This is a genomic window from Kitasatospora sp. NPDC056138 (assembly GCF_042264695.1).
GTDB lineage: Bacteria > Actinomycetota > Actinomycetes > Streptomycetales > Streptomycetaceae > Kitasatospora.
The window spans coordinates 1-13,192 of sequence record NZ_JBHJVK010000024.1 but is presented as its reverse complement, the minus strand read 5'-3'; the positions used below and the strand labels follow the sequence as shown (position 1 = coordinate 13,192).

The window sequence follows — 13,192 nt, the reverse complement described above, 5'->3', positions numbered from 1 at the left end:
CCTCCCCCACGTTCGCTGCCCAGGAGTACGACCATGCGCTCAACCATGTCCCGCCGCGCCGTCCTCGGCGCCACCGGCCTGCTCGGCGCGGCCGCGCTGTCGGGCTGCGGCATCCCCGCCGCGTACGTGCCCCAGGAGCGGCGCTCGGCGCCCGACCGCTCGGAGCAGGACAGGACGCTGACCTTCTCGAACTGGACGCAGTACATCGACGTCGACCCCAAGACCGGTCGCCGTCCGACCCTGGACGAGTTCACCCGGCGGACCGGTGTCGAGGTCACCTACACCGAGGACATCAACGACAACGACGAGTTCTTCGGCAAGATCAGCCCGGTGCTCGCCCAGGGCGGCAAGCCGGGCCGGGACCTGATGGTGATCAGCGACTGGATGGCCGGGCGCTACGTCAACCTGGGCTGGGTGCAGTCGATGGACCGGGAGCGGATGCCGCACGTCACCAAGTACCTGGACCCGCAGCTGAGCAACCCCGCCTTCGACCCCGGGCGCAGGGCCAGCGTGCCGTGGCAGTCCGGGATCACCGGGATCGCGTACAACCGCAAGGCGCTCGGCCGGGAGATCAAGTCCACCGCCGACCTGTGGGCGCCGGACCTCAAGGGCCGGGTCACGCTCTTCGCCGGGATGGACGAGGCGCTCGGCCTGCTGATGCTGTCCCAGGGCGCCGACATCACCAAGTTCACCGCCGACGACGCGCACAGGGCCATGGACCTGGTGCAGAAGATGGTGGACCGCAAGCAGATCCGCCGGTTCACCGGCAACGACTACACCAGCGACCTGGCCTCGGGCGCGGCGATCGCCTGCCAGGCCTACTCGGGTGACGCGATCCAGCTGAAGGCCGACAACCCGGACATCGAGTTCGTGGTGCCGGAGGAGGGCGCCGAGCTCTGGGCCGAGAGCCTGATGATCCCGAACAAGGCCGAGCACAAGCAGAACGCCGAGCAGCTGATCGACTACTACTACCAGCCCGAGGTGGCCGCCAAGCTGGCCGCCTTCGTGCAGTACATCTGCCCGGTCCCGGCTGCCCGCGAGGTGCTGGCCGACAGCACGGACAAGGACGAGGCCGCCCTCGCCGACGAGCCGCTGATCTTCCCGACCGAGGAGATCCGCGGCAAGCTGCACACCATGCGGGACGTCAAGGCCGAGGAACGGCCCGGGTACCACCAGATCTGGGGCAAGGTGGCGGGCGTCTGACGCCGGCTCAGCGCCGAACGGCGTCCAGCGCGAGCAGTGCGACGTGCAGCGACAGGCAGGACTCCACCTGGTCGAGGTCGACGCCGAGGATCCGCTCGACCTTGTGCAGCCGGTCGTAGAAGGACGGCCTGGACAGGTGCGCCGCATCCGCCGCCGCCGACTTGTTGCGGCCCTGGTCCAGGTAGATCCGCAGCATCTGCACCAGCTGCCCGCCGTGTTCGGCGTCGTACGCGAGCAGCGGGCCCAGCTCGCGCTCGACGTACGTCTGCAGCCGTGCGTCGTCGCGCAGCAGGTGCAGCAGGCCGCGGAGCCGGACGTCGGGCAACCGGTAGTAGGAGGCGGAGCGGCCGCCGGGGGCGTCGTGCAGGGCTGCGTCGGCGACCTGCGTCGCCTCCAGCAGGGTGCGCCGGGCGTCCCGGACCGAGCCCACCGAGGAGCCCACCGCTATCACCGGCTCGGGCGCGGGCGCCGAGGCGTCCCGGGAGCCGTCCGTCACCAGCCTGCGCAGCGTGGTGGCGAAGGACTCCAGGGCGGCGTGCTCGTCCTGCTGTGAGCCGAGCGCGATCAGCAGGCCGACGCCCTCGTCGTCCAGTGCGCCGACCAGGGCGGTCAGGCGGCTGGTGCGGATCGCGGTGGCGGCCAGTTCGGTGAAGTCGCGCAGTCTGGCCTGTGCCTCCAGGGCGGCCGGGATCGGGCCGCGGCGCTGGCGCAGCACCACTCCGACCAGGCGGCGGCTCTCCAGCGGCACGCCCAGCGCCTGGGCGCGCAGGGCCACCTCGGAGACGGTCAGCGAGTGCGTCAGGATGCCGGAGAGCAGGGTGCGGTGGGTCTGCCGCTCCAGGCTCTCCCGGTCGCGGACCACCAGCCGGTTCAGCGCCAGGGTGGCGGCGCCGCGTTCCAGCAGCATCGCGTGCGGATGCGGGGTGTCGGCGGGCAGCGGGACGGGCTCCTCGACCAGGACCAGGCGGCCCCAGTCCTGGCCGCGCGCGCCGACCGTGGTGACCAGCCAGCCGCTGCGCGGGTCGTAACCGGTCCGGCCGGCCGGGCGGACCCCGCGCGAGCGGCGCTCCCAGCCCTCCAGCAGCTCGCTCTCCGAACGCCCGGCCGGGTCGTGGGTGAGCACCTGGTGCGCCAGGTTCTCCAGCACCACGGGGCGACCGGCCATCCGGGCCACCTGGCGGACCACCTCGACCGGTTCGGCGCCCTCGACGGCCAGTTCGTTGAAGACCTGGTGGACCGTCTCCGAGGTGCGCAGCTGCTCCAGCTGGGCGTTGACCACCAGGGCGTGCACCGCCTCGGTGACGGCGACGAACCGCAGCTCGCGACGGAGCGCGATCAGCGGCAGTCCGCACTGCTCGGCGGCGTGCACCAGGGCGCGCGGGAGGTTGTCGAAGTAGCGACGGCCGAACTCGATCACCAGCCCGGCGACCCCGACCTCGTCCAGCTCCCGCACGTACCTGGCCAGACCGTCCCGGTCCTCGGGCAGCGCGATGCCGGTGGTCAGCACCAGCTCACCGCCCTGGAGCATCCCGGCGACGTCGGGCAGCTCGCTGACGTGCACCCAGCGCACCGGGCGCTCCAGGTGGGCGGCGCCGGCCACCACCTCGGGCAGGCCGCGTCGCATCACGTCCAGGTCGAGTACGCGGGCGACGGTGGGGAGCATCGCGGGCCTCCAGTCGATCAGGGTGTCAAGGAAATCATCCATTGCCCCGACGCCCTGTCGGCCTTGCACCTTGTAAGGCCGTTGCCGGGCGGCCTGTCGGAGTGGTCCTTGTCACCCGGCTGCCCCAGCAGGCAAGGTCAGCGGAACGGCAAGCGGAGCACGCCGGACATCGCGGTCGGAATCCGTGGCGTAACCAGACGGCAACGGCGGAATCCCTTGTGGAAGCCATCCTCGCCTGTCAGGATCGCGCATCCCGGCAGGTGGTTCACTGGCTCTCCCCGGGCCGCCCCGCGGTGAGCAGTCACCCGGCGCGCGGCCGTCGAATCACCGGGCACATGGAGGAACCTGATGGACCTGACCAGTCTCAGCGCGGGCGCGCAGTACATCGCGGGCCGCCTGACGGAGGGCACCGGCACGGAGCCCTTCCAGGTCGTCAACCCCGCGGACGGCAGCGTGGTGAAGGAGGTCGTGCTCGCGTCGGTCGGCGATGTCGATGCCGCGGTCGCCGCCGCGAGGGCCGCCCTGCCGCAGTGGTCCGGTGCCACCCCGGGCGCCCGCTCCCAGGCGCTGCTGAAGCTGGCGGGCGTGCTGGCCGAACGGGCCGAGGAGTTCGCCCGGGTGGAGACCGCGCAGACCGGCAAGCCGATCAAGCTGTCCACCGAGTTCGACGTTCCGGGCACGGTCGACAACACCTCGTTCTTCGCCGGGGCGGCCCGCAACCTGGAGGGCAAGGCGGCGGGGGAGTACTCCGGCGACCACACCTCGTACGTGCGCCGCGAGGCGATCGGCGTGGTCGGCTCCGTCTCGCCGTGGAACTACCCGCTGCAGATGGCGGCCTGGAAGATCCTCCCGGCGATCGCCGCGGGCAACACCATCGTGCTCAAGCCCGCCGAGCTGACCCCGCTGACCTCGCTGATGTTCGCCCAGGCGTGCACCGAGGCGGGCATCCCGGACGGCGTGGTGAACGTGGTCACCGGCGCCGGCCGCACCGCCGGTGAGCACCTGGTCTCCCACCCCGACGTCGCGATGGTCTCCTTCACCGGCTCCACCGGGGTCGGCAAGCGGGTCGCCGAGCTGGCCACCGCCACCGTCAAGCGCACCCACCTGGAGCTCGGCGGCAAGGCCCCGTTCGTGGTCTTCGACGACGCCGACCTCCAGGCCGCGGTCCACGGCGCGGTCGCCGCCTCGCTGATCAACAGCGGGCAGGACTGCACCGCCGCCACCCGCGCGTACGTCCAGCGCCCGCTGTACGACGCCTTCGTCGCGGGTGTCGCCGAGCTGTTCGCGGCGATCCGCCTGGGCGACCCGCTGAACCCGCAGACCGACCTCGGCCCCCTGGTCTCGTACACCCACCGGGACCGGGTGGCCGGCTTCGTCGAGCGCGCCCGCTCCTACGGCGCCACCGTCGTCACCGGCGGCGAGGCCCCCGTCAAGGGCCACGACGGCACCGACCTCTCGCTCGGGGCGTACTACCTCCCCACCCTGATCACCGACGTCGCCCAGGACAGCGAGGTGGTCCAGGGCGAGATCTTCGGCCCGGTGCTGGTCGCGCTGCCCTTCGACAGCGACGAGGACGGGCTGCGGCTGGCCAACGACACCCCGTACGGTCTGGCCGCCTCCGCCTGGACCAGGGACGTCCACCGCTCGCTGCGCGCCACCAGGGAGATCGCGGCCGGGTGCGTCTGGGTGAACGACCACATCCCGATCATCAGCGAGATGCCGCACGGCGGCTACAAGTCCTCCGGCTACGGCAAGGACATGTCGCAGTACTCGCTGGACGAGTACACCCAGGTCAAGCACGTCATGTACGACACGACGGCGGTGGCCCGCAAGGACTGGCACCGCACGATCTTCGGAGACAGATGACCCCGCCGGGGAGCCGACCCCCACCGGCTCCCCGCCTCTTCCCCCAGGAGGGTGTCCCCGCATGGAGCTCAACGAGATAGCCGACGGCCTGCCCGAACCCGTCCGCAAGGCGTGGGAACGCAGCCTGACCAACGGCCGGGCCGCGCTGAGCCGCCGCACCCTGCTGCGCGGCGCGGGCCTCGCGCTCGGTGCCGGGAGTCTCGCGGCCTGCGGCATCCCGCCCGCGACGCGCAGTACCGGTGAGGCCGTCGACGACTCCGTCAAGGACCTCTCCGACTCGGAGAAGGTGGTCGACTTCTCCAACTGGCCGCTGTACATCGACGTCGACGAGAAGAACAAGGACCGGCACCCCACCCTCGACGAGTTCACCGCGGCCACCGGCGTCAAGGTCAGGTACAACGAGGACGTCAACGACAACGTCGAGTTCTTCGGCAAGATCAAGCCGCAACTGGCGGCCGGCCAGGACACCGGCCGGGACCTGATGGTGCTCACCGACTGGATGGCCGGCCGGCTGATCCGGCTCGGCTGGGTGCAGCGGCTCGACCCGGCGAACGTCACCAACGCGATCCTGCATGTGGAGAATCGTTTCCGCGTCCCCGACTGGGACCCGGGCAACCAGTACTCCTACCCCTGGGCGGGCATCCAGGTGGTCGTCGCCTACAACCGCAAGGCCACCAGGGGGAAGCCGGTCAGCAGCGTCACCCAGCTGCTGGACGACCCCGAGCTGAAGGGCCGGGTCACCTTCCTCTCGGAGATGCGCGACACCGTCGGGATGGTGCTGCTGGACCAGGGCAAGGACCCGGCGAAGGTCACCACCGGGGACTTCGACGCCGCCATCGCCCGACTGCAGAAGGGCGTGGACGACAAGCAGATCCGCAAGTTCACCGGCAACGACTACGGCCAGGAGCTGTCCTCCGGGGACATCGCCGCCTGCCTGGCCTGGGGCGGTGACCTGATCCAACTCCGGGCGGACAACCCCGACATCGAGTTCGTCATCCCCGAGCAGGGGTACGTCGCCTCGACCGACAACATGCTGATCCCCGCCAGGGCCCGGCACAAGAAGAACGCCGAACTGCTGATCAACTTCTACTATCAGCAGAAGATCGCAGCCGAACTCACGGCCGGCATCAACTACGTGTCCCCGGTCGCCGGCATCAAGGACGAGCTCGCCAGGCTCGCCCCCGACGTCGCCGAGAACCCGCTGGTCGTCCCCACCCCGGAGATGGCCGCGAAGGTTCACGTCTTCCGTACGCTCACCGAGGCCGAGGAGACGGACTTCGAGGGCAAGTTCTCCAAGTTGATCGGCGCCTGAGTCGATCGGCGTCCGACCCCCACATCGGCCCCTGCATCTGTAGTACGGCACCTGACAGAGAGACACCATGACTGAGCAGCTGCGCGACGCGGCGACGGCCGGCGGAGACGTCCGCCTCACCGGCATCGGCAAGACCTACGGCGACTTCACCGCCGTCCACCCCCTCGACCTGACGATCCCCCAGGGGTCCTTCTTCGCCCTGCTCGGCGCCTCCGGCTGCGGCAAGACCACCACGCTGCGGATGATCGCCGGTCTGGAGGAGCCCAGCTGCGGCACCGTCCTGATCGGCGGGCAGGACGTCACCGCGCTCCCGCCCTACAAGCGCCCGGTGAACACCGTCTTCCAGAGCTACGCGCTCTTCCCGCACCTCGACATCTTCGAGAACGTCGCCTTCGGCCTGCGCCGGCGCGGCAAGAAGGACGTCAAGAAGCAGGTCGAGGAGATGCTCGACCTGGTCGAGCTCGGCCCGTTCGCCCGGCGCAAGCCGCACCAGCTCTCCGGCGGCCAGCAGCAGCGCGTCGCGGTCGCCCGCGCGCTGATCAACCACCCCCAGGTCCTGCTGCTCGACGAGCCGCTCGGCGCCCTCGACCTCAAGCTGCGCCGCCAGATGCAGCTGGAGCTCAAGCGGATCCAGACCGAGGTCGGCATCACCTTCGTCCACGTCACCCACGACCAGGAGGAGGCCATGACCATGGCCGACACCATCGCGGTGATGAACGGCGGCCGGGTCGAACAGCTCGGTGCCCCCGCCGAGCTCTACGAGAACCCGGCCACCACCTTCGTGGCCAACTTCCTCGGCCAGTCCAACCTGATCCCCGCCGAGGTCACCGGCCGCAGCGGAGAGGACCTGCTGCTCAGTGCCTCCGGCGCCCGGCTCGCGGTGCCCGCGGCCCGCTGCACCACCGAGGCCACCCGGATCCACCTGGGCGTCCGCCCCGAGAAGATCACCATCGCGCACGCCTCCGAGACCGTCCCCGACGGCCGCAACAGCCTCACCGGCACGGTGTCCGACTCCAGCTTCATCGGCGTCTCCACCCAGTACGTGGTCCGTTCCGAGGCCGGCCAGGAGATCGCCGTCTTCGAGCAGAACATGGAGCGCGACAGCCGGATCGTGCCCGGCGCCCCCGTGGTCCTGCACTGGAACCCGGCCCACTCCTTCGGCCTCGACGCCTCCCAGGCGATCGACGCCGGCACCGGGGAGGAGGCGGCGTGACCACCACCACCGAGGCCGCACCGCCCCAGGTCATACCCTTGGACGCCACCAAGCCCCGGCGGAAGCTCACCGCCTACTGGCTGCTGCTCCCCGGCATCGCCTGGCTGGTGGTCTTCTTCGCGGTACCGCTGGTCTACCAGGGCTCCACCTCGCTGCAGACCGGCTCGCTGGAGCAGGGCTTCAAGCTGACCTGGCACTTCGCCACCTACTGGGATGCGCTGGACGAGTACAAGTGGCACTTCGTCCGCTCGTTCAGCTACGCGGCCATCGCCACCGTGCTGTGCCTGGCGATCGGCTACCCGCTGGCGTACACCATCGCCTTCAAGGCGAGCCGGCGCTGGCGGAACGTCATCCTGATCCTGGTGATCGCACCGTTCTTCACCAGCTTCCTGATCCGCACCCTGGCCTGGAAGACCATCCTGTCGGACAGCGGTCCGGTGGTGGGCGCGCTCAACACCCTGCACCTGCTGAGCATCACCGACGCGGTCGGGCTGACCTCCGGCCACCGGGTGCTCGCCACCCCGCTCGCCGTGGTCTGCGGTCTGACGTACAACTTCCTGCCGTTCATGATCCTTCCGCTCTACACCTCGCTGGAGCGGATCGACCCCCGGCTGCACGAGGCGGCGGGCGACCTGTACGCGCGGCCGTTCACCACCTTCCGCAAGGTCACCTTCCCGATCTCGCTGCCCGGTGTGGTCGCGGGCACGCTGCTCACCTTCATCCCGGCCTCCGGTGACTACATCAACGCCCAGCTGCTCGGCTCGCCGAGCGAGCAGATGGTCGGCAACGGGATCCAGAAGCAGTTCCTGAACGTGCTCGACTACCCGACCGCGGCTGCTCTGAGCTTCATTCTGATGGCCCTGATCCTGGGCATGGTGACGGTCTACATGCGCAAGGCCGGGACGGAGGAACTGGTCTGATGTCCAGGATTTTCAAGTGGATCCGTGAGCACCTGGTGGTGCTGGCCGGCATCCTCGCCCTCGCCTACCTGGTGCTGCCCAACCTGGTGGTCTTCGCCTTCTCGTTCAACAAGCCCGTCGGCAAGTTCAACTACGAGTGGGCGCAGTTCTCCACCGACGCCTGGACCAACCCCTGCGGTGTCGCCGACATGTGCGGCTCGCTCTCGCTGAGCCTGCAGATCGCGACGCTCGCCACCATCGGCGCCACCGTGCTCGGGACCATGGTCGCCTTCGCGCTGGCCCGCTACCGCTTCCGCGGCCGGGCGGCCACCACCGCGCTGATCTTCCTGCCGATGGCCATGCCCGAGGTGGTGATGGCTGCCTCGCTGGGCACGCTCTTCCTCAACATGCGGATCCAGTTCGGCTTCCTGACCATTCTCATCGCGCACATCATGTTCTGCCTCAGCTTCGTGGTCACCGCCGTCAAGGCGCGCGTGATGTCCATGGACCCCCGGCTGGAGCAGGCCGCGCAGGACCTCTACGCCACCCCGACCCAGACCTTCCTGAAGATCACCCTGCCGCTCGCGGCCCCCGGGATCGCGGCCGGCGCGCTGCTCAGCTTCGCGCTCTCCTTCGACGACTTCATCATCACCCAGTTCAACTCGGGGCCGACCACGGTCACCTTCCCGATGTTCGTCTGGGGCGCCTCCCAGCGCGGCATTCCGGTCCAGGTCAACGTGATCGGCACCGCGATGTTCATCGCCGCGGTGGCACTGACCGTCGCCGGCCAGTGGATCGGCAACCGTCGGAAGGCGCGGTCCTGACCCCATGTCCCACCTCTTCCACCACTACTGATCACCCGATCACACTCCGATCAACTACGATCATCAGAAAGTAGCTGATACAGCATGGACTCTGCCCGTGCGCTCAGTGATGCTCAGCCCACCCCCTTCTGGCTGGAGGATCCCGGTCGGCCGCAGGCCCTGCCCGCGCTGGTCGGAGACACCAAGTGCGACCTGCTCGTGGTCGGCGGCGGCTACTCCGGCCTGTGGACCGCACTCATCGCCAAGGAGCGTGATCCCTCGCTGGACGTCGTCCTGGTCGAGGGCCACGAGGTGGGGTGGGCGGCCTCCGGGCGCAACGGCGGATTCTGTGCCGCCAGCCTGACCCACGGTTTCGGCAACGGCCTGGCGCGCTGGCCCGGCGAACTCGCCGAGCTGGAGCGCCAGGGCGCGGGCAACCTCCAGGCCATCGAGGACACCCTCAAGCGCTACGCCATCGACGCCGAGTGGGAGCGCACCGGCGAGATCGACATCGCCACCCAGCCCCACCAGCTGGAGGAACTGCACGAGGTCGCCGAAGCCGTCGCCCAGTATGGCCTCGACCTGACCGTGCTCGACGCCGAAGCCCTGCGCGCCGAGGTCGACTCGCCCACCTTCCTCGGTGGCCTCTGGGACAGGGACGGCGTGGCCATGCTCCACCCGGCCAAGCTCGCGTGGGGCCTCAAGGACGCCTGCCTCGCCCAGGGCGTACGCGTCTTCGAACGCACCAAGGCCCTGGACCTCGCGGAGTACGGCAGCGGCATGGCCGTCCGCACTCCCTACGGCCGGGTCTTCGCCCGCCGCGTCGCGCTCGGCACCAACGTCTTCCCGTCCCTGGTGAAGCGGGTCCGGCCGTACATCGTCCCGGTGTACGACTACGCGCTGATGACCGAGCCGCTCACCGCCGAGCAGCTCGCCGCCATCGGCTGGGCCAACCGGCAGGGCCTCAGCGACAGCGCCAACAAGTTCCACTACTTCCGGCTGTCCGCGGACAACCGCATCCTCTGGGGCGGCTACGACACCATCTACCACTACGGCAGCCACGTCCGGGCCGAGTACGACCAGCGGCCGGAGACCTTCCGCACCCTGTCGCGCCAGTTCTTCCAGACCTTCCCGCAGCTGGAGGGCGTCCGGTTCACCCACGCCTGGGGCGGTGCGATCGACACCTGCAGCCGCTTCTCCGCCTTCTTCGACACCGCCTACAAGGGACGCGTCGCCTACGCGGCGGGCTTCACCGGCCTGGGCGTCGGAGCGACCCGGTTCGGCGCCGAGGTCATGCTCGACCTGCTGGCGGGCGAGCTGACCGAGCGCACGGCGCTGGAGATGGTCCGCAGCAAGCCGCTGCCGTTCCCGCCCGAGCCGGTCCGCTGGGCCGGCATCGAGATGACCAAGTGGTCGCTCGACCGCTCCGACCACAACGGCGGACAGCGCAACATCTGGCTGCGCACGCTCGACCGGCTCGGCCTCGGCTTCGACAGCTGACGTCCGACGTCCGTCGGCTCACCCGTGTTCGGGGCTCCCCCTCCGAGGACGGTCGGGGGCGCGTCCCGCACTTCGGGGACGCGCCCCCGAAGTGCGGGTGCTCCTGCCGCGAACCGTGCAATGACCGCGGCCGGCTCGCCTCTCCCTGGTAGCCGTCCGACCAGGGAGGACACGCGATGGAGTACACCCCCCTGTACCGCTGCACCGGACTGGCCGGCTGCGCCGCCGTCGGCCCGGCCGGTCTGCTGCTGGTACCCGCAGGCGAGAGCTCGGACGTCCTGCTGGCGCCCGGCCACCTCGGCCACCTCGGCCACCGGACGCTCGCCGTGCCGAGTCGATTGCCCCGGACGGCCCGGCCCGGCCCGGTCTACGCCGACTTCGGTGACGAGCACCCGGGGTTCCTGGTGCCGGTCGGCACCGCTGCATGCTGGGTCGGCGCCGGGCTGCGCGGCGCCGGGGCGGGGACCTGGGTGGTGCCGGGGCGGGGACCTGGGTGGTGCCGGGGCGGGGACCTGGGTGGTGCTTCCGCACCCCGACCGGCTGGGCAGCAGCGGCGTCCGCCGGCTGGTGCCGCCCGACGGATCCGGCGCGCTCACCGAGCCGGTCCTCTTCGAGCTGGCCCTGCACGAGGCCGCCGCCGAGCTGTACCGGACGAGGTGAGCGGCCGCCGTCGTGGCTGACGCCTCGGTCCACGGGGACCCTCCGACGACCTGTAAGGCTGAATCCCGGATCCCCGTCATGCTGTTCGTTGAGACCCGCCTTCGCAGTCCTCAGACTGGAAGTCGAGCGCGGTAGCGCCGTAATCCCGTCGCCCGGCCCCATGCCGGGGGCGCCGCACAAGGGACCGGCGGCAGGCGAGCCGTACGGAACTTCGGAGGATGACCTTGAGCAAGCACATCACCCACTGGATCGACGGCGCCCCCGTCGTCACCGCCGGCGCCGCGCCGCGCCGCGGTGACATCTTCGACCCGGCCACCGGCCAGGTGACCGGCCAGGTGGACTTCGCGGAGATCGCCGAGGTCGACCAGGCCGTCGCAGCCGCTGCCTCGGCCTTCACCGAGTGGCGCAACGCTTCGGTCGCCAGGCGCACCCAGGTGCTCTTCGCCTTCCGCGAGCTGTTCAACGCCCGCAAGGACGAGCTCGCCTCGATCATCGTCTCCGAGCACGGCAAGGTGCACTCGGACGCACTCGGCGAGCTGGCCCGTGGCCAGGAGGTCGTCGAGTACGCCTGCGGCATCCCGCAGTTGTCCAAGGGCGGCTTCACCGAGCAGGCGTCCACCGGCATCGACGTCTACTCGATCCGCCAGCCGCTCGGCCCGGTCGCGATCATCTCGCCGTTCAACTTCCCGGCCATGGTGCCGATGTGGTTCTTCCCGATCGCCATCGCGGCCGGCAACACGGTCGTTCTGAAGCCCTCGGAGAAGGACCCGTCCGCCGCCAACTTCATGGCCCAGCTGTGGAAGGAAGCCGGCCTGCCCGACGGCGTGTTCAACGTGGTCCACGGCGACAAGGTCGCGGTCGACCGACTGCTGGAGCACCCCGACATCAAGGCCGTCAGCTTCGTCGGCTCCACCCCGATCGCCCGGTACGTCTACGAGACCGGCACCCGCTACGGCAAGCGCGTGCAGGCCCTCGGCGGCGCCAAGAACCACATGCTGGTCCTCCCGGACGCCGACCTCGACCTCAGCGCGGACGCTGCCATCAACGCGGGCTTCGGCGCGGCCGGCGAGCGCTGCATGGCCGTCTCGGTCCTGGTCGCGGTCGACCCGATCGGCGACGAGCTGGTCGACAAGATCAAGCAGCGGATGGCGACCCTCAAGGTCGGCCCCGGCTGCAACGGCGACTCCGAGATGGGTCCGCTGGTCACCGGCCAGCACCGGGACAAGGTCACCTCGTACGTCGAGTCCGGCCTCGCCGACGGCGCCGAACTGGCCGTCGACGGCCGGAAGCACCTGATCGCCGGCGAGGACGCCGCCGGTACCCCGACCGCCGACGGCTTCTGGCTCGGCCCGACCCTCTTCGACCACGTGAAGCCCGGCATGTCGGTCTACAACGACGAGATCTTCGGCCCGGTGCTGTCGGTGGTCCGGGTCGACTCCTACGACGAGGGCCTGGCGCTCATCAACGCCAACCCCTACGGCAACGGCACCGCGATCTTCACCAACGACGGCGGCGCCGCCCGGCGCTTCCAGCACGAGGTCGAGGTCGGCATGGTCGGCATCAACGTGCCGATCCCGGTCCCGGTCGCCTACTACTCCTTCGGCGGCTGGAAGGCATCGCTCTTCGGTGACGCCCACGCCTACGGAGCCGACGGCGTCCAGTTCTTCACCCGTGGCAAGGCCGTGACCCAGCGCTGGCTCGACCCCTCGCACGGTGGCATCAATCTGGGCTTCCCGACCAACTCCTGATCCTGGGCCGGGCCCGGGGCCAGGACCGGCCCAGGGGGTTGGGATTGGCTCCGGCCCTGGGTCCGGCTCCGGGATCGGGCCCGTTCGGGGGCTTGGCGCCTTGAGGCTGAGCCTTGGGGCTGTGAGGCTCGGAGGGCTGTCGGGTCCGACTCCGCACGGTGGATGTGCGGGACGGACCCGGCAGCCCTCCGAGCTGCTCGCTGTCGCTCGTTTGCATCACTCAGTGGGGAGGGGTAGTGTTCTCTAGTCGCTCGGCAGGGAGCACCGGACACGCATCGGCGCGGACGGTCCCGGGGCGGCCAATCCTCTGAAACACCACTTCTTC

General features: G+C 70.2%; 10 protein-coding genes. 9 read left to right on the top strand and 1 reads right to left on the bottom strand.

Annotated features, from left to right (window positions below):
- The first annotated feature begins 45 nt into the window (after positions 1-45).
- Positions 46-1,203, top strand: a complete 1,158-nt coding sequence (locus tag ACFC1R_RS16970) for a spermidine/putrescine ABC transporter substrate-binding protein (RefSeq protein ID WP_375939382.1) — start codon at positions 46-48, stop codon at positions 1,201-1,203.
- Between the two features lie 7 nt (positions 1,204-1,210).
- Here the strand turns inward: ACFC1R_RS16970 and ACFC1R_RS16965 are convergent, their stop codons facing one another.
- The gene (locus tag ACFC1R_RS16965) at positions 1,211-2,908 is read right to left on the bottom strand and encodes a PucR family transcriptional regulator (RefSeq protein ID WP_375939231.1); all 1,698 of its coding nucleotides are present in this window, start codon (positions 2,906-2,908) and stop codon (positions 1,211-1,213) included.
- A gap of 306 nt (positions 2,909-3,214) precedes the next feature.
- Between ACFC1R_RS16965 and ACFC1R_RS16960 the strand changes: the two genes are divergently transcribed.
- The 8 genes from ACFC1R_RS16960 (at position 3,215) to ACFC1R_RS16925 (ending at position 12,867) form a co-directional block, all read left to right on the top strand.
- Positions 3,215-4,732: a gamma-aminobutyraldehyde dehydrogenase gene (locus ACFC1R_RS16960; RefSeq protein ID WP_375939229.1), complete on the top strand. Its 1,518-nt coding sequence runs from the start codon at positions 3,215-3,217 to the stop codon at positions 4,730-4,732.
- Positions 4,733-4,793: 61 nt separating this feature from the next.
- Complete coding sequence (locus tag ACFC1R_RS16955) at positions 4,794-6,044, top strand: spermidine/putrescine ABC transporter substrate-binding protein (protein ID WP_375939227.1); 1,251 nt, start codon at positions 4,794-4,796, stop codon at positions 6,042-6,044.
- A 67-nt stretch (positions 6,045-6,111) separates the two neighbouring features.
- The gene (locus ACFC1R_RS16950) at positions 6,112-7,257 is read left to right on the top strand and encodes an ABC transporter ATP-binding protein (protein ID WP_375939225.1); all 1,146 of its coding nucleotides are present in this window, start codon (positions 6,112-6,114) and stop codon (positions 7,255-7,257) included.
- The gene (locus ACFC1R_RS16945; protein ID WP_375939223.1) at positions 7,254-8,177 is read left to right on the top strand and encodes an ABC transporter permease; all 924 of its coding nucleotides are present in this window, start codon (positions 7,254-7,256) and stop codon (positions 8,175-8,177) included. The genes ACFC1R_RS16950 and ACFC1R_RS16945 overlap by 4 nt, the downstream gene beginning before the upstream one ends.
- Positions 8,177-8,980 (top strand): ABC transporter permease, encoded by an 804-nt coding sequence (locus ACFC1R_RS16940; protein WP_375939221.1) that lies wholly within the window; start codon positions 8,177-8,179, stop codon positions 8,978-8,980. The genes ACFC1R_RS16945 and ACFC1R_RS16940 overlap by 1 nt, the downstream gene beginning before the upstream one ends.
- Positions 8,981-9,064: 84 nt before the next feature.
- The gene (locus tag ACFC1R_RS16935) at positions 9,065-10,459 is read left to right on the top strand and encodes an NAD(P)/FAD-dependent oxidoreductase (protein WP_375939219.1); all 1,395 of its coding nucleotides are present in this window, start codon (positions 9,065-9,067) and stop codon (positions 10,457-10,459) included.
- 516 nt (positions 10,460-10,975) lie between these two features.
- Entirely contained in the window at positions 10,976-11,119 is a 144-nt protein-coding gene (locus ACFC1R_RS16930) for a hypothetical protein (RefSeq protein ID WP_375939217.1), read from the top strand.
- Positions 11,120-11,337: 218 nt separating this feature from the next.
- Positions 11,338-12,867: a CoA-acylating methylmalonate-semialdehyde dehydrogenase gene (locus tag ACFC1R_RS16925; protein WP_375939215.1), complete on the top strand. Its 1,530-nt coding sequence runs from the start codon at positions 11,338-11,340 to the stop codon at positions 12,865-12,867.
- The last annotated feature ends 325 nt before the right edge of the window (positions 12,868-13,192 follow it).